Origin of the sequence: Paenibacillus sp. FSL R7-0313, from assembly GCF_037969885.1 — a bacterium.
Taxonomy (GTDB): Bacteria; Bacillota; Bacilli; order Paenibacillales; family Paenibacillaceae; genus Paenibacillus.
Window position 1 is genome coordinate 4,345,135 of record NZ_CP150219.1, and the last position, 22,672, is coordinate 4,367,806.

14 protein-coding genes are annotated in these 22,672 nt (G+C 44.9%); 3 read left to right on the top strand and 11 right to left on the bottom strand.

The genetic code is table 11. The features are described from left to right. Positions 1-20 precede the first annotated feature (20 nt). Entirely contained in the window at positions 21-7,340 is a 7,320-nt protein-coding gene (locus NSQ38_RS19065; protein ID WP_339783507.1) for a DUF5695 domain-containing protein, read from the bottom strand. A 256-nt stretch (positions 7,341-7,596) separates the two neighbouring features. Between NSQ38_RS19065 and NSQ38_RS19070 the strand changes: the two genes are divergently transcribed. Then, positions 7,597-8,529: a helix-turn-helix transcriptional regulator gene (locus NSQ38_RS19070; RefSeq protein WP_339783509.1), complete on the top strand. Its 933-nt coding sequence runs from the start codon at positions 7,597-7,599 to the stop codon at positions 8,527-8,529. Positions 8,530-8,666: 137 nt separating this feature from the next. On the opposite strand, the gene NSQ38_RS19075 is transcribed toward NSQ38_RS19070, so the two are convergent. The 5 genes from NSQ38_RS19075 to NSQ38_RS19095 form a co-directional block, all read right to left on the bottom strand. Continuing rightward, complete coding sequence (locus tag NSQ38_RS19075; RefSeq protein WP_339783511.1) at positions 8,667-10,652, bottom strand: beta-L-arabinofuranosidase domain-containing protein; 1,986 nt, start codon at positions 10,650-10,652, stop codon at positions 8,667-8,669. Between the two features lie 615 nt (positions 10,653-11,267). After that, positions 11,268-12,251, bottom strand: coding sequence for a family 43 glycosylhydrolase (locus NSQ38_RS19080; protein ID WP_339783513.1), 984 nt, complete (start codon positions 12,249-12,251; stop codon positions 11,268-11,270). Positions 12,252-12,279: 28 nt separating this feature from the next. Continuing rightward, entirely contained in the window at positions 12,280-13,128 is an 849-nt protein-coding gene (locus tag NSQ38_RS19085) for a carbohydrate ABC transporter permease (RefSeq protein WP_339783515.1), read from the bottom strand. Between the two features lies 1 nt (position 13,129). After that, on the bottom strand, positions 13,130-14,026 hold the full coding sequence (locus NSQ38_RS19090) for a sugar ABC transporter permease (protein WP_339783517.1): 897 nt from the start codon (positions 14,024-14,026) through the stop codon (positions 13,130-13,132). A gap of 84 nt (positions 14,027-14,110) precedes the next feature. Continuing rightward, positions 14,111-15,448 carry an extracellular solute-binding protein gene (locus NSQ38_RS19095; protein ID WP_339783518.1) on the bottom strand — a complete coding sequence of 446 codons (1,338 nt, stop codon included), beginning with the start codon at positions 15,446-15,448 and terminating at the stop codon, positions 14,111-14,113. Positions 15,449-15,708: 260 nt separating this feature from the next. On the opposite strand from NSQ38_RS19095, the gene NSQ38_RS19100 reads away from it, so the two are divergent. Beyond that, positions 15,709-16,773, top strand: coding sequence for a GntR family transcriptional regulator (locus NSQ38_RS19100; RefSeq protein WP_339783520.1), 1,065 nt, complete (start codon positions 15,709-15,711; stop codon positions 16,771-16,773). Positions 16,774-17,178: 405 nt separating this feature from the next. Here the strand turns inward: NSQ38_RS19100 and NSQ38_RS19105 are convergent, their stop codons facing one another. The 3 genes from NSQ38_RS19105 to NSQ38_RS19115 form a co-directional block, all read right to left on the bottom strand. Then, positions 17,179-18,213, bottom strand: coding sequence for a glycoside hydrolase family 43 protein (locus tag NSQ38_RS19105; protein WP_339783522.1), 1,035 nt, complete (start codon positions 18,211-18,213; stop codon positions 17,179-17,181). 364 nt (positions 18,214-18,577) lie between these two features. Further along, positions 18,578-18,931, bottom strand: a complete 354-nt coding sequence (locus tag NSQ38_RS19110) for a hypothetical protein (RefSeq protein ID WP_338587030.1) — start codon at positions 18,929-18,931, stop codon at positions 18,578-18,580. 510 nt (positions 18,932-19,441) lie between these two features. Further along, a complete protein-coding gene (locus tag NSQ38_RS19115) occupies positions 19,442-20,131 on the bottom strand; it encodes an SDR family NAD(P)-dependent oxidoreductase (RefSeq protein ID WP_339783524.1) in 690 nt (229 codons plus the stop codon). 157 nt (positions 20,132-20,288) lie between these two features. Between NSQ38_RS19115 and NSQ38_RS19120 the strand changes: the two genes are divergently transcribed. Further along, the gene (locus NSQ38_RS19120) at positions 20,289-20,873 is read left to right on the top strand and encodes a TetR/AcrR family transcriptional regulator (RefSeq protein WP_339783526.1); all 585 of its coding nucleotides are present in this window, start codon (positions 20,289-20,291) and stop codon (positions 20,871-20,873) included. 30 nt (positions 20,874-20,903) lie between these two features. Here the strand turns inward: NSQ38_RS19120 and NSQ38_RS19125 are convergent, their stop codons facing one another. Continuing rightward, positions 20,904-21,122, bottom strand: coding sequence for a hypothetical protein (locus tag NSQ38_RS19125; protein ID WP_339783528.1), 219 nt, complete (start codon positions 21,120-21,122; stop codon positions 20,904-20,906). 574 nt (positions 21,123-21,696) lie between these two features. After that, positions 21,697-22,656 carry an NAD-dependent epimerase/dehydratase family protein gene (locus tag NSQ38_RS19130; RefSeq protein WP_339783530.1) on the bottom strand — a complete coding sequence of 320 codons (960 nt, stop codon included), beginning with the start codon at positions 22,654-22,656 and terminating at the stop codon, positions 21,697-21,699. Positions 22,657-22,672 lie beyond the last annotated feature (16 nt).

Below are 22,672 nucleotides of genomic sequence, written 5' to 3' on the forward strand. Positions count from 1 at the left end.
ACCAAGGTCGGTTTCTTTAATTATAGCTGCGAGAAAATCTTATACAGAACTTGAGCAGCTTCTGCTCTGGTTGTCGTTCCGCCAGGACTCAGGGTGACATTGCTTCGCCCGTTTATGAAACCCATTCTAACCATTCCAGACATGTCATCAGTTGCGTACTTTGCTACATTTGCCGCATCTGTAAATCTCTTGAGATCCTCAGCTGTACGGGTCTGCTCGGTTTTCCCAACTGCCCGCAAAGCCCGCATGGTCAGCACAGCCAAATCTTGTCTAGCAATTTCCATTTCCGGATAGAAGCTGCCGTTTGATCCCATGGCGATCCCGAGTGCTTTGGCGATTCCGATTTCCTCATAATAGAGGTCTGTTCGCTTCATATCACTGAAGGTGGTGTTTAACTCTGTTTTGAGATCCAGTGTCCTTACCAACCAAGCTAGATACTCACCTCTTGTGACCTTTTGCTCGGGACTAAAGCTTGTTGCTGATGTCCCGTCGATGAATCCTTTGGACGCCATTGTTTCAACCGCTGGTGCGTACCACGAATCCTTGATGACATCATTGAAGAACTTCTTCGTATAAACAACTGCATATTGACCTGTATTTGCCGCTGGAAAAACCATGGCTTGTAGAGCACTGTCGTATTTGCCATTCAGTAGCTGAACAAATGTACTATTTGCAGCCACGTACGAAACTGTAAGGTATTTGGAATTGGCCAATTCTTCAACATCAGGAGTATAAGGCAGTCTGATTTCAACCGGTGCATTCAAGGTTGCGATTTCTTCTCCATCTAATTGCACAGCGAATGCAATAACAGGTCTGCTGGCTATCACTGATTTTACATCTGAATGAAGCTTTACAGTATCTAGCCGGCTCAGTGACAGTTCCACATTTTTGGCACCTGATACATACTTCAGCAAATTAGAAGATACTGCAACGGTTCCAAATTCCGTATTAATCTCGATCTTGATGTTGGCATGCGCTGCGGTTAGTGCAGCTGCAGGAAGCTCAACCGCATAGGAATGGGCTCCCTCTGCTTTCGGAATGTCTACCATGATTGTTTTAACTTTACTGCTATTCGCCTTTACATGCTCCAGAGCCTTATTAAGGTCTTCCTGACGGATGGGTGCTCCTTTAGCTTTACCGGTTTTGGTATCCGTCTTTGGTGCCACAATCTTAATCCAATTCCCTTCGACTTTGATGTTTTCAGGAACCGGTGAAGGTGTGGTGACTGACACAGGTGCATCCGTTGTTGAAGAGGGGGTTTCCGTAGGCTTCGGATTGATGACTGGATTGCTGATAACGACAGTAAGGGATTGGCTCGCATAATGAGTTGCCGTCTCTTTATATCTTACTTCATAGATTCCGTTGCCAAGACCTGCAACCTCTGTGCCTGTGATCGCATTCCAGCTGCCAGCGTCCATTCCTACTAGCCGATATTCCATTGCAGGACTTACACCAGTGATCTTACCATCCTTGGCCCCAGCTGCACTGACATTTACAGCCTTGACCTCTGCACTGGACGGCGGACTTTGCTCCTGCTTGGTTCCGTCAGGCACAACGATCAGGATAGCAGGACTTGGATTGCTCATATCCGTCCCGGCGTACCGGAGCTCATAGCTGCCCACCTCTAGGCCTTCAATGCTGGATCCACTAACCGGCATGTAACCACCTTGATCCGCCTTTCGGTACTCCATATCGACAGTCACATTTTCAATTCTGCCATCATTCCCGCCTGCCGCTGTAGGCGGTGTAATGACGAGTCCTTCCACTGTTGGTGCCTCTCTATCTGCCTTGGCTTCATTACGAATGTCCACGGTTACCGGCGGACTTGCCTTTAGGCTGTCTGTGGCTGCATACCGGATCTGATAGCTGCCAGGCTCCAGATCGTTGATACTTGAACCTGTAACAGGTGTGTAGTCCTCTTCGCCCAGCTTCCGGTATTCCATCGTATCATTCAAACCCTCAATTATGCCTTTTATGCCGGTATCCGAATTGGCGTGTGAGATCACCCACCCACTCGCATCGGGTGCAGCCTGCTCCTGTGTCTGCCCTTCCGGAATAACGACTTCCTTATCCAGGCTGACGCTCAGCGAACCGGTCTTCATATACCGGACATAATATTTACCGGCGGTGAGACCTGTGACCTCAATTCCTGCAATTGCAATATATTCTTCTTCGCCTTCCTTCTTATACTCCATTTCTGTTGTCACACCGATCAGTTTGCCGTCATCTCCATCAGGAATGGACGGTGCCACACCTGCCGGTGTTACTGGAGCCTCACGATCAGGAATGGGTATGGCCTGGTGAACTTCCCATTCCCATAGGCCTACACCGTTATCGCCTGCCCGCGATTGTTTAGTCAGGGTAACCCGCACTGCCTTTACATTCAGCACCGAGTCAAACGTGTACGGATTGGAGGATTCCGCTGGAGTATGTTCGACCACTTTGATTCCCTCCGTAATCGTTCCCGCTGTTATCCATTCATCAGTTCCGCTATCCGCCGGGATGTAGGAAAATACAATTTGGGTAGGCGGCTTGATTCCGCCGCCATCTGACCACAGCACCAGATTCGAACTCCGGATAGATGCACCCTGCGGCCATTCATATTGCACCCACTCCTCTGCGCCTTCATGACCCCAGGTTCCCCAATGCGAAATGTTGTTGCCATCTTTCTTTCCGTCGTTTACTGCCGCCAAACTCTCCCAAGGTGAGGTGTAGCTGGAAGAAGCATTCGCGAGGAAAGCCATATTGCCGTCATTCGGACTCAGCAGATGCAAATCCGTCAGCAACTTCTTGAGCGCTAGGGCAATTTCCTCGTCTGTGGCATTCATATTCTTGATCACAGCAGATGCTTCTGTCTTCGCTGCTTCGATTGGCGCAAGACCAGGATCTGCAAGGTTCGAAGCATTTAATGTATTTACATAGTTATAGACCTTGATCAGTTCTGACTTATCTACCGCTCCGGTATAGCCGTATACCTTCCATTCCAGAATACCGCTGCCATTAACGGAAGGCTTCATGTCCATACGAACACCTGTAATATAGGTGGGCTCAAAGGTAGTTGTATTGTATTTATTAAGTTCATTGCCCAATCCCTTTATGGCCCGTGGGGTGTACCATTTCCCATCTTCGTCGCGAAGCATTAGCTGCATATCCTTCGGACGGAAGTTCCCGCCGCCGTCCTGGAAGACATATACATCCATAGAAGAGGCCAGGAATGGCTGATCCCATTCATACATCACCCATGCTGGATCTCCTTCTCTACCCCAGTTATGCCATGCACTGTTGGGGGCACCGCGGTTCGGCGAGAAATCTGCCGAGCTTTTAGGTTCAATGCCGTTATTCATCGCTTCTGGATATCCGTCGCCACCAGAGAAGCTAGCGGAAGCCTTGGCTGTCAGCGCCGCATTTTGTAGCTCAGTATTCACGACATGTACGGTAGCCCAAACCTCCAAAGCACTTCCATTGACCTTTCCTCTGGCTTCAAATTGGCCTACACTAGCATAGCTGCTTGGATCTATAGCATCCCAAGTGATTTCCTGCTCTAGATACCCTTCCTCTGACAGAATATAGATTTGTCTAGGAAGTTCTGGTTCAATATCCTTTTTGGTGACAACGCTGAGTGCCCGGTAAACGTCAACGGTATCTTCCTTAATCTCTATCGTTATATCCTTGCTAGCCTTCTTGTCTCCGTCTGCCGCACTGAAGGTAAACGTGTAGGTGCCTGCCGTGCTTACACGCGCATAGGCTGCTGCTTTGTCACCATCCACAAATGAAATGTCCGCTGAACCTTCAGGCTTTTGCTTGACGGCCCAAGTGTACTTCAACTGGGGTTCTTCTGCCTCGCTATGCACAGGGTCAGGAATGGCCTCCCCGGACAATACTACGATACTGTTATTGGCAACATCCTGAACCGCTGTTACTTGGCCAATTGCTGGAGGCTGTTTATCCGGCGGTGAAGCCAGTTCGAAGATTACCTGGCCGGAGCCAGTCAGTTGTCCATCACTTGCGCTAAGCTTAACTGTATATGAGCCTGCTTTGGTACCCGTAGCCTGTGTAATACTTGCTTTTGGGTGAGTAAAGGTTAGCATGGCGCCTTCCGGGGCACTGACCACTTCCCATTGATAAGACAGAGTCCCTTTCGGCGCGCCATCATCGGTTACAATCCCATTCAGCATAAATGGAATCAACGCCTGTGAATGTTGTGTCGCCAGCTCTACAGTAATTTGCGGAGCTTCATTTTCGCCGCCGGCTGACTTTTCAATGATCAATTCAGCACGCTGCACGCTACCCATCTGAAACATGGCAACGCCTTCATTGTCCTGAACATAGAACTGTCCGGCAGCTGCACCATTCAGCTTCATGGTATAGTAGCCATTCTCGATCCCCACTCCATCGAACAAAATCCGTGAAGTATGCTCTTTTCCTGATGGATTCAGGAGCTGAAGTGTAAAACCCTTACCATCTTTTTGAATTTGAGCGCTTTCTACTTTATCACTTTCCAGCTCCAAATAGATTTTCTCATCGATCAGATTGATCCGTTTGCCGAAACCGTCTTTCGGCGTAATGTTGTAGCTGTCTCCTTCGTCACTCACCAGCGCTCCATAACCGAACAACCCGAATATCGGATCTGTAACAATATCAGAGCTGATGCTGAGAAGGGAACCATAGAGGCCTTCTTCCGATTCGCCCGAAAAATCATTCCAGCCGTTACTCATGACGCGTGAGCCGCCATCGTATACGTCCTTCGTACCTGTGCCTCCCTTATACATCGAATATCTCCAAGAGGTACTGCCAACTGAATTAGCCGAAATCTGTCCCATATTGACGGCATTGAAGTTCGAGATCTTCGCGGCATAATTTCGCTGCTGTGCAATGGCCTTCTGCTCCACCGATCTGCCATCATTCTCATACCTTAACCAGTCATCCATAATGTATCCTGCCAAAGACGCAGTATATTGGAAATTCCACCAGCCTTCACCGCCGCGGAAAACGGGCACGGAATAATGGAACCAGGTAGGCTGAATCCCGCGCATGGCACGTGTTTTCCAATCGGCCATTTCCATACTTTTCTCAGCTGCACCTGTAAGTGCGTCTGCTGGATAGTACGTGCGCAGTGCCTTCGCTGCTGCATAAGCCCCTTCTTCGCCAGTATTGTCATATTCAAATTCCGACCCGTAAGGATAAGTGGCTCTAGTCATATTCCGTCCCTTGTCGAGGGCGAACTTTTTCTGCAGATTGGCTGACTCGGTCTGCATCCCCTCTTCTTTCAGTGCTTCAATCATATGCGGGATTTGCTGCTCGCCATAGAATCCGATGGCCCCGGTTGAAACACGCTTATAGTAGATGTTATAAGCTTTCTCCAGATAAAACTGAGGCGATTCCCGGTACTCGATCAGATTAGGATAAGCCTTCTGAATCCGGTACATGTTGAAAAATCCGGTAGCTTCCATGATTTCGGAGAACGTACGTGTATAGGGCTTATCTTTGTCAGTGTACGCTCCAGAATCTTTCAGCCAGTTCGCAACGATGTAGCTATCCTGCGTATTCTTCATGTATCGTTCCCACATGAAGTCGATCAGGTATGTCTCGATAGAGCGAATTTCATCGGGACTTGGAGCCAGATAGTTCTTCATCGTCATGAAGTTGATGTTGTCATGGCTCCAGTCATCTCCCCAATGGCTTGTATTGAGATCCATGCCGCTTGAAAGATACCAGTCGAAATAGTTCCCGTAGGTGGGACTTTCCGGATCCTTATCCTGTGTTTGCTGAACCATGAATTCGGAATGAGCATTCGAAATTGCATCCAGCTCGGCTAGAACATTGAATTCAAATTGAGTGAATTTATCCACCCATTCGTTGCCGTCCTTCAGCTTATATTCGATACGCACGCTGTTATTGCCGATCGAATCAAACTGAAGCGAATAGATGTGATGCTGTTCCCCATTTAAGATCTTGGTCTCCACAAACTCAACCGACTCGTTGTAGCCAGGGTTTCCGCCAGGCAGTCCACGTCCAGCCCGCGAGTTGTCAACCATTTCCTTTCTGCTCTTCCCAGGCTTGATAACCGGAATATGCGCTTCGTCAAATGGATCATTCTCTGCCACATTTTGAATATCGATGGTTTGTACATCAACGATACTGTCGTCATAGTGCAGGTCTAGCTTGACAGGCATATTGATTGCAGTCTGGAAGCCCGGCACCGCTACTGCATCAATCATGCCTGATTTATATAGGATGGACCGCAGATTGGCTTCACGGTCTTCCATCGAGGTCGAACTGTTATTTGGGCTTTGGGCACTTTCCTGCGGCGTGTTGTCTCCTCCACGGACTGCTGAGAATTTGAACTTATATGTCTTGGACTCATCCGGTCCTAGGACGAGGCTGGAAGCATCAGTGAAGTATCCGCGTCCCGTTTTTTGGATTTCTTTGGAGTGAATATAGAGCACGTTCAGCCCCGGATACCAGCCGCCACTATCTCCTGTCCAGTTCTTAAAGGTGTCTGCAGCACGCCGCTCTCCTGCTTCATGCATCCAATAATCTACATACTCGATTCGAGCGCCGCTCTCCGGCACCGGAGTGAAGAGCATGAAGTTCCCCTCACCACTGGTGCGGATGGCATAAGAATACCCACTGTCAGCACCTGCGAAATTATGCACCGTCACACGGTCATCATAGGTATCGGATAAGGTCTGGTATTTGTTGTTCCAAGGCATCGGCAAGCCGATATCCCCGAATTCGATATACTGATTGCTTTTGTTCTTCACCGTAATTTCCCAAAGCATTGAACCATCATCGGTCTCCATATCAAAAACGGATTTCACATCGAAGCCCTTCATTACCCGCTGGTCTGTAGAATTTAGGTTCTGTCCAATAAAGTTGACTTCTACCTTCTTGCCGTCTGCTGATGCGGTCTTGTTTATATAGGGGTTATCCGGATTAATGGTCGAATATTGTGTAGAGCCACCGGCAGCCAATGTTTTATTGGTATCAACTTCTACAAAGCCGTCCCTGTTATCAGGGAATTGTCCATTGGCACCCGTACGGTAAGAGAAGATCATTCCCCCCATCCATTGGTGCTGAGTACCATTCTGCGGCGATGTAGTATTAGGCAGGACGAAATTGATTGGCTTCCCCTGTTTATTGGTAGAATTGTTGTTGATATAGAGCTCTTCAATCTGACCTAAGTCGCCGACTTTGGCCGACAGGCTGGCATTGGAGATACCGGTCTTTACCGCAGCCGTCGCGGCCCCAGGCAAAGCGCTAACCTGCAGCGGCAGACTTGAAAATGCCAGGAGCAGCGCGATCATGAGCGGCTTCCACTTCTTCGAAATCATTGTCATTATAACCTCCTGTATATATGTGATCATATCCATTAGGGGTTTAATTCTCTTAAACCGGTAAGTATAGTTTCTTCTACGAAATACCTTTGACCGATCCATCGAAAATGACGTTCATTCTTTCGTCTAAAGTAGAATCTCTAAAGAGTGAAGATTAGGTTCTAAACCTGAATCCGTTGAAGGTTAAAACTGAATTTCGTAAGCGCTTTATTTTATATGTTACTTGCTGTATCATAAAAAATAAATGCTCGATGCCAACATGAATTTTAAATATTTCAACCTGTTCGGAGGTGCCGGATTGGACTCGCCCATCCTTCATTTCATCACCCCGCCCATTCCCTATTTTATTGATTGCGGCCGTGCTTGTTACGAAGCCGGTGAATATCACATTAGCCGGAGTGACATCGGTGTCTTTGATCTAATTGTTGTTACACGCGGTTCGCTCGCCATTAGCGAGAACGGGACAGAATGGCTTCTGAACCAAGGAGAAGCACTGATCCTTAAGCCGGATGGACATCATTACGGCAGCGCAGCCTGTAAGGCGGAAACGGAAATGATCTGGATTCATTTTCAAACCTTTGGCAGCTGGAGAGAGTCTGCCAACATGGACGAATGTCTCGCCAATCAAGCCGAACTAATTGAGACACATAAGGTGAGCGCATATCTGAACCACTGTGATGTCTGTTCCATCTTCATTCCCAAACATTTGCACATTGCAATCAAAGATATGGAACTTCTGGAGCATTTCTCTCAGCTTGATCAGGAGCCTCAGTCCATGCGCAATTGGAAACGACAGGCGACCTTCCAGCAATTTATGCAGCATCTGGATCTTGGGCTGTCTTCACTGTCAGACGTTGCCGCAATCCGGATTGCCGAGAAAGTTGAACTCTACATCCGCCACAATTACCCGCTACCGATCTCCAATCCGATGCTGCAAAAGGAACTGAACTACCATCCAAACTATCTCGCACGCAGCATGCTGAAAGTGTATGGCTTGACACCCATGGAATATCTGCTGCATTACAGAATCGAACAGGCCAAAAAGCTGCTGTTGCAAACCGCCTGGTCCGTTGCTCGCATCGCCGAAGAGATCGGCTTCAATCATGTATCCTACTTCTCTTCCTGTTTCTCGAAAAAAGAGGGCATCTCTCCTTCCAATTTCCGCAGCAAGTTTACCAACTCAGATAAATAAACTGACTCAATCAGAACTGATGCCGTGAAAAAAGTGTCCGCTCACCAAAGATCGCGTTATCCTACAGCGCGTATTGTGGGTCTATCGGGCGCTTTCCTTTTGCATACTTTTTTACAGCAGCACTAGTAGACTTCTTCTTATTCGCTTTCGCGAATCCAAACGCTCATTTCTCCTTCATCCCGATTGGCCCAAGTGAAGTAAGGAATGAACCGAAGCTCGGCAGGCTGTGTATCCCAGTGAACATCACTGCGATACAGATGTATTCCCCAGTCTTCTTGGGATACGATTCTCTGCCCAATGGTTGTAAGAGCCGGAACCCCCAGAGGCATCTGTTCCCCGCTACCGATATGAAACTTGGCATCCCGGGGCAGCTGAATGCGATGCAATCCGCGGCCATTGTCGACTTCTTCGAGACAGTACATAAACGGTCCCCGCTGGATGGCTACTTTTCCGAAAGTGGCTTTGATGTGATCATGCCCTTTCATCCGCAGCAACTCCATAGGGAAGTGAAGTTTAATCTCATCACCGGCTTTCCACAAACGGGTCACTTTTATGTAACCGTATTCAAAAGTAAAACCATCTTGTTCGCTCTTCTCCCCATTAATCCACAGCTCGGGAATCTTGCACCAGTCCGGCTTTCTCAGAGCTATCGTAAACTGCATTCCCTCTGGGGAATCGGGCCGAACGATCAGCTTCACATCTCCAGTGGAGGTATAGTCAGAGTCCATGGTTAGGGCTGCTCTCCTACCCTCAAGTGTGAATTCCCCATCCCCTCCGATGTACAATTGTACATACAACGTAGCCTGTTCCACAGCCGGGGTATATACATATTGATCCAATGAGGCAATTAATCGCGCAATGTTCGGCGGACAGCAAGCACAACCAAACCACCCTTGCCGGCGTGTTCGCACGTGGGCATAATTAGGATTCACACGTTGCATCTTCGGATCGACTTCAAGCGGATTCACATAGAAGAAACGTTGACCATCCAGAGACATGCCACTAATCACCGTGTTGTACAGGGCTCGCTCCATAACGTCTGCGTACCGGCTATCCTGCTCCATCTGCAGCATGCGCTTCGCCCAAAAGATCAGGCCAATTGAGGCACAGGTCTCTGCGTAGGCGGTATCTCCAGGCAGATCATAATCGCCTGTAAATGCTTCTTCTTTGGCTGATGAACCAATGCTTCCCGTAATGTACATTCGCTTGCTTACGATGTTGCTCCACAACCGTTCACAGGCTTCTTTCAGCGATGTATCCTCCTTCTTCGCAGCTACATCTGCCATAGCCGCGCACATGTACACCAGTCGAACCGAATGGCCTTCTGCTGTCGACTGCTCCCTAATAGGCAGATGGGATTGGGAGTACGTATGTCGGTGAACCATATCCAACTCTCCAAAATGTATGGTACGGCCCCTTTTCTCCCATTCCTCTACAAAAAAATGCGGACTCGCTCCCCGCTGATCCAGAAAATAACGGCTCAGTTCCAGATATTTCTCTTCTTTTGTCGTCTCATACAATTTGAAGAGTGCAAGTTCAATCTCCTGATGTCCATCATAACCTGGCAATTGTCCCGGCTCTGTACCAAACACGGTGCCTATATGATCCGCCAGGCGAATAACCACATCCAGCAGCGTGCGTTTGCCCGTGGCATGATAGTACGCTACACCAGCCTCAATCATATGTCCTGCACAATAAAGTTCATGACACTCGGCGAGGTTCGTCCATCGCGCCCCAGGTTCACGCAAGATGAAGTACGTGTTCAAATAACCATCGGCTTGCTGTGCCCGAGCTATGGTCTCAATAACAGAATCCACGAGGACTTCCAGTTCCGGGTCGGGCTTCGCGGAGAGCAGGTACGAAGCTGCTTCAATCCATTTCGCAACATCGCTATCCTGAAAAACCATGCCATAATGAACGCCCTCTTCATCCCCAGCAGCAATGCGGAAATTCCGAATGGCCCGGCTTGGTTCAGCTCCTTCGATACGGTCATTGAGCGCTTCCCATTGATAAGGAACAACTACGTTGCGGACCAGTTCAATATAATGCGACCAGAATGGATCATTGATTTTACGGCTATAACCTGATATCTGTGGATGGTGCGGGACGTCTGGCTTTGTCATGGGAACCTCTCCTAGTTCTTTTTTGATAAGCTTATTTTACAAATCATTACATCAGGTTGAAATCATCATTTCCAACTGAAATTTACATAATTACAACCTTGTTCATATGCTGACCTTGTAACAAATCAGAAACTTGCCCGTTACAGTTCCTCTCGCTATAAGTGACTCAAAGCCCGTTTTTGTATCTTATCGAGTTGTTTGTCCCATAAGAAATTTGAATACTGTGCAGAATTTATGCTGCCTGTTAAGATTTAAATTACATCTTATTCTTTAGATGTACTTCTTAACGGTAATAGGACAATGTTCTTGTCCATTCCGGCAATCGATAGAAGCTCTTGTCCTTGGCACGGAATAAAACTCGTACCGATAACATAAAAAAAGCCGCCGATCCTATTGATCAGCGACTTTTTTTGTTTTTTTGATATGATTTTCCGGGATAACTGGAGCGGCAAGTTTGAAGGCAACTTACCACTAATTGTATTACGGTTCGACGTATTATCTGTTGAACGAAGTCGAAGGCACCCAGTAAGGTGCCTTCGATGTTTTAACTCTCTCTCTTTGGCAAGTTGGATAAACGAACTCAAATCCATCAACCAACCTTGTTGGGACACTCGTTCATTGTAAAGAACGTGCAAGTGCTGCAACAGAGCCGCGGAAATCAGGTCTGCCGTCAGCCGTCCACAAAAGCTCTGTCACAAATGTATGGCGATTCGGATCGTACAGCGGATCTCCTATAATGTTCTTGTACGTTCTTGCGTGGAACACAAATAGCGTCTTATCTTCGACCTCTGACACCGTGAAGGAATTATGACCGGGACCATATATTGAGATGCTCTCATCTGTCGAGAGAACCGCAGTTTGCGACTTGCGCCATGAGGTGGCATCGAGCAAATCAGCATCCGCATCGGCTTCAAGCAGGCCCATACAATAATTGAAATCGGTGGCGCTAGCCGAGTAAGAGAGGAATATCCGATTACCCTTGCGAAGAAATGCCGCACCTTCGTTCACTTTATAACCAATGATCTCCCAGTCATATTCCGGCAGCGAAATCATCGTTTGCGGCCCAGTCAGCGTCCATGGATTGCTCATTTTGGATATATACAGATTAGAGTTACCTTCGATATTCGGATCCTTTTGTGCCCATACGTAATAACGGCTGCCATTATGCTCAAAGGTAGTGGCATCGAGGGCGAAGCTTTCCCATTCGGTACGAACCTGCCCTCTTTCCATCCAACTGCCTTCGAGCGGATTGAAATTTTCATTCTCTAGCACGTACATCCGATGGTCGAACAAGCCTTCATTCGTTTCCGTCGTGTGTGCGGCAGCGAAATACACGTACCATTTGTCATCAATAAAATGCAGTTCGGGTGCCCAAATATTGGCACTAAGGATACCAGTCTCGCGCTTTCTCCAGATCACTACAGGAGTTGATGTAACAAGCCCCTCAAGATTCTGGGCTCTACGGATTTCAATCCGATCATACTCCGGAACGGATGCTACGAAGTAATAATAACCGTCCGAATGTCGGTAAATAAAAGGATCAGCTCTCTGCTCAATTAATGGTTGAATGACGTGTGAAGCTCGTTGTTGAATTTCCATCTTATCACCTGTTTCATCATAATTTACACTACCCTTTAACAGCGCCTGCAGTCATACCGTCTATGAAATATTTCTGAAAGGCAATGAACAGTATGAAAATTGGAATGATGGAGAAGAAGGAGCCCACGATCAATAAGTCATAGTTATTGCCATAAGGAGTTAACAACGTTTTCAAACCGATTGGAAGTGTATATTTACTCTGATCTCCGAGCACCATGAATGGCCACAATAGATTATTCCAGCTATTCATACCATTCAGAATGGCCATTGCTGCAAAGGATGGCTTCATTATCGGCATAATTAGTCTAAAATAAATCGCATACTCGTTTGCGCCATCAACCCGCCCAGATTGAATAATCTCTTTGGGTATGCTTCGTAGATATTGCCTGAAGAAAAATATTGTCGCGGCATTGGTTATACCGGGCAAAATGATTGCCGAATAGCTATTCACCATTCCCAAATCATTAATTAGGCTGTACAAGGGAACCAGCAGTATTTCGAAAGGCACCATCATAATGAGCAAAACACATATAAAGAGGAAGTTCTTACCTTTAAAATGATATGCTGCAAAACCATATGCAACAAATGCGCTTACAAAAAGTGTTAAAACCACTTGAACGATTGTTAAAATCATACTGTTCCAAAACCATACAAAATAATCATGTTGTCCAGTAAACAGAAAGATGAAATTATCAAAACTCATGATTTCAAAATCCAAACTTAGGTTAAGACCATACCTAACTAATGATTCACCGGGTTTAAAGGAAGATAGGGCCACTGCGTAGAATGGGATCATAATTATAACGAATAGTATAATGAATAAACAAATAATTACTATTCTAGAGATGAAATCACTCCTCGTCTGACTTCTGCCCACTTTAATCCTCCTCCTTTTTGAACATTCCACTAAATTTCAACTGCGTTAAATTGATAACCATAGCAATGACTAACAGAACGATACCAACTGCAGCTGCGTAACCCAGCTTATTCTGCTCAATCCCTTGTCTATATAGGTATCCAACAATGGTTAAACCAATATTTTGGGGTGATTTGTTACCGTTGAACATCATCAGGCTCTCGGTAAACATGGCTAAACCTGCATAAACACTAATTGTGGTAACATATACCGTGGTCGGCTTCAATAATGGCATTGTGATCGTTCTAAACTTCTGCCAAGCAGATGCCCCGTCAATTGAAGCAGCCTCATAATATTCATTGTCAATGCTTTTCAAACCGGAAAGATAGTAAAGTATATTAACGCCCGTCCATCTCCAACATGCGAGGATTAACAGTGCTGCCATACTCCAATTTCCGTCTTTCAAAAATTTAATAGGCTCTATACCAAATAGACCCAGGAAACTGTTCATTAATGAACCTTCCATTTCACCGAATGTAAGGCGAAAAATGGTCCCCGCAACTGCGACAGATGTCAATGCAGGGAGAAAGAACGAAGATTTAAAAAACTCTCTTCCCATCATTAACTTACTGTTGATCATAACGGCGAATAACATGGGAAAAGGAATCAACAGTACTAAAGTTCCTAACATGTACACAACGCTATTTTTAATAGATGTCAAAAACACTTTATCTGTAAGTAATTTCGAATAATTCGCTTCACCAATCCATTTAGGATCCTGTCCCAACATCCTATCTTGAAAACTCATTACGAATGAATTTACAAGCGGATAAAACCAGAAGATCAAAAATATAAGTATAAATGGCAATACAAAAACATAAGGCGCAACTTTTTGAGAGTATACAAATTTCTTTATCATATTCTCAATCTCCCTTGACTATGGTTAAACCTGCCGACCACTATACCTGCCAACAGGTTTAATCAAATCATTTACTTATTATATTTATTTCAATTCTTGTTCAATTGCTGCTTGTGCTTCATTCAACGCTTCCTTCACGTCTTGGCCATCTTCAAAGATAGCATTCAAAGTAACCGTATTGAATATATTGCCGATGGTTGGTGAAGCTTTAACGGACTTTATCGCTCTAATTTCGTCCTTGATTTCATTCAAAGTATCAAATGCATTTGTTTTAAAGTATTGGACGTATTCATTTTCAGGGTTTTTCGTAACTGCATCATCTTTCCATACTTCCATGTTGATTGGGTCAAATCCAAGTGTATTCCAGATTTCAGTAGTAGCTTCTTTCGAAAGCTTAGCAAAGGCTACAAATTCTTTTGCCAACTGAACGTCTTTACCATTCTTAGTAACAACTGTGCCAGTACCGCCTAAGCCAACGGAACGAGGATTACCTTCTTCGAATACAGGCAATGGAGCTATTGCATACTTACCTTTAAGGTCTTTCATTTCGTTTACAAAGCGGGACATGTACCACTCAGGCATTAATGCACTTGCGTAGTTGCCTTTGTTATATTCGCCTTTTGCTTCTTCTGTGTCGGGTTGTCCGCCAGGGATCGTATGAATAACATTGTTCTTCTGCAGATCGACTAACATTTCAAACGCTTTAATCATTTCAGGCGAGTTCACTTTTGGATTACCATTTTCATCTGTAAAATCAGCATTTTGCTGAGCTAGTAGCAACGATGCTTGGAACGAAGCTGATGTATCAGCAGTACCTAAGTACTTGCCAGTCTTTTCGTAAACCTGGATACCTGCTTGTTTGTAATCTTCCCACGTTTTGATTGTCTTGTAGTCAACACCTGCTTGTTCGAGAATTTCAGTGTTGTAGAAAGCAAGCGTAGCACCTACGTGATAATCAAAGCCATAAACCTGATCGGCTTTGGAGTAAATCTCGACACGTGAAGGAACAACAGCGTCTTTGTATGGTGCAAATACATCATTTAAAGATTCCAGGGGAACGTTGTCACCTTCCAAGAATTTAGGAAATTGACCAAGCTCAATATCCGCGATATCAGGAGCACCTTTTCCGCTTGTAACTGCCAATAAGAGCTTGTTGTGCATATCATCGTAAGGCATAACCGTTACATTCAACTTAATCTGTTTGTCTGGGTTCTGTTGGTTCCATAACCCCAGCATTTTATCCAAATGCTTGCCGTGCAAATCTACGAATGTCCAAAATGATAATTCTGTTGCATTCTCGCCGGCATTAGCGCCTAATTGCTGCGTTTCCGTTTTTGAACCGGAAGGATTACCACATGCAGTAAAAACAAGTGACATAATAAGGAGTGTAACGATGGAGATTAAAGCACTGCGTTTTTTCATTTGTTCGTCATCCTCTCTTTTTTGTTATGCATGTGAAAAGTCGGCTGACTAGTTAGTTCTGTTAATTTAAGCGGTTTCAATCCACCTTGGCACCACCATCCTTAACATATTTCTAACCTTTCAAAGAAAAGACCCCTTCGCAACAATTTCTCAGATTCCATATTGTAAGCGCTTTACACGCCGTATTATAATATATATGAAATAAGCTTTATATAACCAATTGATTATAAAATCATAAAGTTTATGGGAGATGCTACTCTTTGAAAAAGCTGGCGCTCTACAAACAAATTCGAGAAAACATTATACAGAAAATTAAATCAGGGCAGCTTCGGCCAACGGATCGCATTCCTTCTGAGCAAGAACTAATGGACGAATTCAGAGTAAGTAAAATAACCGTCAAGAACGCCCTAACCCTACTAGCTGACGAGGGATTAATTATACGCGTACAAGGCAAAGGCTCATTCGTCTCGTCTAGTCTTGTTGTTTCTAGCATCAATTTCTCAACATCCCCACGCAGCACGTCCTCCATGCCGCTCATCGGCTTCATCATTCCGACGATGAGAACCCGTGTCATTCAGAAGCTCGTTGACTACACGGAACACTTCTTGCAAGAAGCCGGCCTCAGCATGGTACTAAGCATCACGCGCGAGTCCTCCTCGATCGAATCAAACGTCATTCGTACACTAACGGAGCTCGGAGTGAGGGGGCTGATCGTTTTTCCAACAGAAGATGAGAAGTACAACGAATCATTACTGCGTCTGTCGCTCGATAAATTCCCGTGTGTGTTCATCGACCGCTATCTGCGAAACATTGAGACGTACACCATTACATCCGACAATTACGGCGGTGCGTATAAAGCTGTATCCCATTTGTTATCCAAGAGTCATCAGCAGATTGCGCTCATCTCACCTGAAAATGCCAATACAGCCGTCGAGGACCGCACGCTCGGCTTCGAGCAGGCGTACACAGATCAAGGCATCTCGATTGACAAGAGCTTGTGGTGTCACATTCCTCTCGACATTCTACGCAGCGAACAAGCATTGGATTATGTAAGCAACTTCTTGCAAAACCACAGTGGAATTTCGGCAGCCTTCTCCTTGACTGAAGAAACAGCACGCCTTACATCCGCCGCGATCAGCCTTCTGAACGTTCACTCAAATATCGATTTGCTATCTTTTGATAATCCACATCTTTCAGGCGTAGCTTATGTGCAGCAGGATGAACAGGAAATGGCACGAACAGCCGTCAAGCTGTTACGTGAACAAATGGATGACATCTATTCTCCTAAGAACGCCGTCATTCCCGTGCAACTCATCTTCCCTTGACACGACAAACGTTGCAGCCAAGCGATAGATAAACTGGGCATATTGTTTGGTTTTACTGGCGATGTTGTTCATGATTGTCTGCCCAGAAAGGTTAGTTCATGATACAAAAAATTTACTCAAGCAAAATATTCAATTCATTTAACTTTTATCTCGCCACAGGATTCCATCATAATACTGTCCCCCTTCACTTCTCATTTGATGACTAACGATTTGGTCTGCAAAATATTCTAAGTGAGCTCTTATTATTAATGGTATTGGTCCTCAATAGAAAGAATCATTTTTTACTGTTCATAGTGTCACAGTAAAAATATTCTTTGTTCAGCAGAGATTTTCTCAAGTTTGAGTGATACAACTAATCCTCCCATCAAAAAAGCAGCCCCGTCAGGAGCTGCCTCATGTTATGCCTTATTTTGTAATCCTATCAGTTTCCGCTAACTCGCCAACTGACTCGCCACCCGGATAAGGGTTGATCTTCTGGATCGTTCTGTCTTCGTTGTATTTCAGCTCGGAATATTTAACGCAGCGCTTGTGGTTGACGCCTTCCGACAAGGAGCTGTCGTGATAGAACAGATACCACTTGTCTTCAACTTGCACAATGGAGTGGTGGGTTGTCCAGCCGATAACCGGAGAGAGAATCTCGCCCTTGAACGTGAATGGTCCCATCGGGTTCTTGCCGATCGCATATACGAGCTTATGCGTGGTTCCTGTAGAGTAAGACAGGTAGTAATAGCCGTTATATTTATGCACCCATGGGCCTTCAAAATATCTCCGTTCCTCATCCCCAGCCAGAATCGGATTCCCGTCTTCATCGACAATCGATATCTCGGCAGGCTTGCCTTGGAAGGACAGCATGTCGTCGCTAAGCAGTGCAACTTGCGGTCCAAGCGCCGGCTGGTCAGGAGCAGGTCCTTCTGCATCTGGCACGAAGCTGCCGGTCTGCCATTTCTCCAACTGGCCACCCCAGAGTCCGCCGAAATAGATGTATGACTGATTGTCGTCATCCACCAGTACGGCCGGATCGATACTGAAGCTGCCTTCCATATAATTCGGTTGCGGCATGAATGGGCCTGCCGGAGACTCTGATGTTGCCACACCCAGACGGAAGATGTCGTCATGATCCCGTGCCGGGAAGAACAGGTAATAGGTATTGTTCTTATAAGCGGCATCTGGTGCCCAGAGCTGCTTGGAGGCCCACGGAATATCTCTAAGATGCAACGCTTCGCCGTGATCGACCACATGGGAGTCAAAGTTGTTCATCGAGAGGACATGATAATCTTCCATTTTATACTGGTCGCCGTTATCATTGCTCGGCTCGTCATGATCGAGATCATGGGAAGGATAGATGTAGATTTTGCCCTCGTAGACATGGGCGGACGGGTCCGCAGTGAAGATGTGGGTTACGAGCGGCTGGTGGGGCTTAGGTAGTTGTTGTTGATTCATAAGGCATCTCCTTTGGTATTGGAATAATAGAATCCTTCATATACGGGATTACGGTAATTCGTTGATTGCATCCTCAGAATTAAAAGCAAGCGTTTACAATCTCTAATGTTATTGTATAAGCCCCGCTTATTCTTTCCTAGTACACATAATAAAGCACTTCCCCCGAAAAAATGTACAATTCCCGCCCATCTCATAATTCTTATATTCTACAATGAAGTGATCCTTTTTGCCGTTGTCTTGTCGCACATATTATTTCTTCTCCTCTAGATCGCAACCATTATCTGTCTTCACAAGTTTTTGAGCTCGTAAGCTTTTTTCTCGAAGTTCCACCGTCTCACGTTCGTAATACACTTTTCCTTTATTATCACTTCACTCTTTCGGAAATATTTTCACTTATTTCTTCAGGATTTTCAACACCAATGATCAACTTTGATATGCTGAACATACCAACTTTTAAGCTATTCAAATCTAAATGAAGAGTTTCAAGCTCATTTTCAAAAAAGTGGAGTTGATAACCACCATTTGATCTAAATAACCCATTTCTCTTTTCTCCTAATAAAGCACCATATAGTTTAAAAGCATTGGGTATTGGTCTACCTGTTGTTATTCCCTCGATTGAAGAGTATGGAATTTGCAACCCTTTATCTAATTTTAAAAAGGGTGAGTTTCCAAAGTCGATATTTACGTAGGTTTCCATTAGTTGAATTTTACGTTCCATATTTTGATTCCCCCATTTTCTTTTCAAATAATCCATTTATTTCATAACCCATAATTACATATAATACCACAGACACCTCTTTTATTCATGAAAGTCTAAGCACTGCCCTCCGCGCCTTCGCGGGTTACGTCCTCCTTTTTATATTCCATTTCCAATCATTTATTAAAGAACCTACGCGTGTAGCATGTAGTGCTTAAACAGGGACTTGTCTTTAACCTAAACACTAAGAAAATACTATATTTTCACTGGACAATTAGTTTATTTTTCCTACACATTTGTTAAATGAAATTGCATGAAACTTAGTTAGGTTTTTATCTAATCGGAAATCGGTACAAGTTCTTGTCCTCGACTCGGGACAAGAACTTGTACCGAAAAACAAAAAAAGCCGCTAAATTAGCGACTTCTTCATCTCTTTCAAGCCGTTTCTTAGCACAAAATATATGCCTAGTTCTCAAGCTAATCTACTTTGTTACAACTGTATGTTATGACCTGCTGAAATCATCACCAATGTTAAAACAAAATGGTTTCGGGGGTAACACCCTTAGGATATTCTTCTTCCCATACGTTTTTCTCTACATAGGCCTGGTACCACATCTCGGCAATTACATCCGGATCATTAATTGCGCCAGTACCTGACTCCTTGATCAATAAACCTAATGAGCGGTGGCCCACAAAAATCCCTTGAGCAGACAATGAAGTATGAAGATTAGCAACATAATTGCGTAACCCTGAAAGAGCAATACCGATATTCCCCATCATGGACACAGGGTACATGGCGGATAACCCTGAGGTAAAGAGTAAGGCTCCCTCTTTCCTGGCGAGCATATCAGGGAGAACAGCATTGACGACATGGATGGCACTAACCACATTCGCCTCAAATGCGTCCCTGGCGTTCTCCGCCGTTAACTCCAATACAGAAGTGGGAGGATAATTGCCTGCTGTTGGACTGAATTCCAACACATCAATCTGACCATACTTTTCTTTCATGTTGGTCACAGCCTGTGCAATCTGTTCCTTGTTAAAAATATCTGCTACGAAATAAGCTGCCTCGATACCATCCGCCTTCAGTTCATCCACCATATCTTGCAGTTTTGCAACATTTCTTGCAACTAATGCCACTTGGAAGCCGCGCTTGCCAAAGATCTTCGCAATAGATAATCCTAGTCCCTTACCTGCACCAACAATCGCCAGTGTTTTCATTTATGATTCTCCTTTTATGATTGAGTTAGTGAGTTCAATTGACAGTTTTAATTGTAAAACGTACACTTAAAGGACTCAATGGTTGATATAATTCAATGTGTTATTTAAACATCACTTTTGATAAATCCGACCATTATTTATGGAGGGGAAGCACGAATTGGGTAAAGATAAAGTGGATCTGCGCATTCTCAAAACGCGGAAAGCCATTAAAGAAGCGTTTCTGAGATTAGTACAAACCAAAGGCTATGAAAGAATTACTGTGCAGGACATTGCCAAAGAAGCGATGATAAATCGCAACACATTTTATTTGCACTATGTAGATAAACCTCAATTCATGGAGAAGTTATTTCAGGAAAACGTGGAGAGTTTAAATGCTTGTTTAAGCCTGGAAGTGAGTTCAATTCATGAGATGGATAAAGATATGTTTGCTACCATGTTAAAAACGATTTTCGACGATATTGAAGCCAATATGATATTTTTTAAGACAATGATCACTCAAAATATTTATCCAAACTTCTCCGTATACTTGAAAGAGGCTTTTAAAACGATCATTTTTTCGGGAATCGGCGATCATCGCCACGATGAGAAGATAAAAATTGGCCTCGAATACATGATATCTGGATTGGTAGGAGTAATTTGTCTCTGGATAGTTGAACCGGAGAACTACAGGGTAGATAACTTTATCGAGCAACTGAGTGAAATTCACTATTCTAACATGGTTGACTTGCTGAAGGATACTTAATAATAAACTAGTATGATCTGAACAGAAAGGCTATTCTTGCCGAATCTGATCTGGCTCGACTTCCTGCTTAGATCTGTCAGAACCAGGCAGGCATAGAATAATGTTTGCAGTCAGATACGAAGATAACGGTACTGCCCTTAGTCCGGCGTTCTCAACGCTTTCAAGTACCATGAGCCTGTCATGAATCCACATGACAAAAGCTACGTGGCTATAATGCGAGTCCGATATACTTTGAATCAACTTGCTCAATGGGTAATTTCCACCACTACAAAGCAGAATATCCCCGTTAAGTATAAATCCTCATACATCTTCATATTTGGACACGAACATTTGAATTACTACCTCTGCCAAGAAGCCACAATTCGTGTTCCTAAGCATGAGCGTGAGATACCAAGAGCAATCTACGAAACCGACATCGACGAGTTCGTAAGCACATATTCGCGTCCCGATGGTTGGCGCAGATTGATTGGTCTTTACCGAAAAACGTTATTTCTAATAAAAAAATTGTTATTCACGCGAATTCTTAAATTCATGTGCTTTTTTCTTGCCACATGATCTTCATCATGATGCTATTTAGATAGCTGCCTAATTCGAAATGACACCAAGTTCTTGTCCTTGGCTTGGGACAAGAACTTGGTTCCTTAAAACAAAAAAAGCCGCTGTAATAGCGACTTTAATGGAACAATGTTCTTGTCCCTCGACATTTTCGTTCTGTTTTTGTTTTTTTTATAATTTCCCCTTCTTGCAGTAAAAAAGCAATTCGGATTTAATCCGAATTGCTTTTTTCTAGCGATGTCACTCTTCGATCGAATTCATAATAACTTTAAGCCTTGCGAAGCATTTGTCTCTCGCTCAGCTGTGAAAGCATATCCTTCGTCATGGCCTTCAGGTCGTAGCGAGCATGAAATCCCCATTCTGTTTTCGCTGCTGTCGCATCAATGGAATGCGGCCAGCTATCGGCAATCGCCTGTCTCTTCGGATCAATGTCATAATCGAGGATAAAGCCGGGAAGCTCATCCCGAATCGCTGCAGCGATCGCCTCCGGATCCACGCTCATTGCGGTGACATTAAATGAATTTCGGTGTATCAACCGGGAAGAATCCGCTTCCATCAAATCGATGATAGCGTTCAGGGCATCCGGCATATACATCATGTCCATGTTTGAGTCCTTGGCGATATAAGATGTATACCGGCCAGCCGTCACGGCTGCGTAATAAATTTCCACGGCGTAATCCGTCGTTCCTCCGCCGGGAGGCGTCATATAAGATATCAAACCCGGGAATCGCAGCCCCCTAGTATCTAGGCCATATTTGTGAAAATAATAATCACAAAGCAGTTCGCCGGACACTTTGTTCACGCCGTACATCGTATTGGGCCTCTGGATCGTATCCTGAGGGGTATTGTCTTTCGGAGTCAAAGGACCAAAAGATCCAATGGAGCTTGGAGTGAAAAATTGGCAACCGAGCCCCCTGGATATTTCAAGTGCATTCATCAGTCCACCCATATTCAAATTCCAGGCAAGTAGCGGTTTCTCCTCTGCGGTAGCCGACAGCAGCGCAGCCAAATGGATGACGGTATCAACTTCGTACCGCTTGGCGATTTCGAACATCGCCTTATCATTCGTAACGTCCAGCAGCTCGAATGGCCCGGATCGGGTAATTTCGTGGGCTGATGATCTGAGATCCGTAGCAATGACGTGATCCGCACCGTAAATTTCACGTAATTTAACAACTAACTCAGAACCGATTTGGCCCAGTGCTCCGGTCACCAAAATCTTGTTCATAAGACATTCCTCCCGA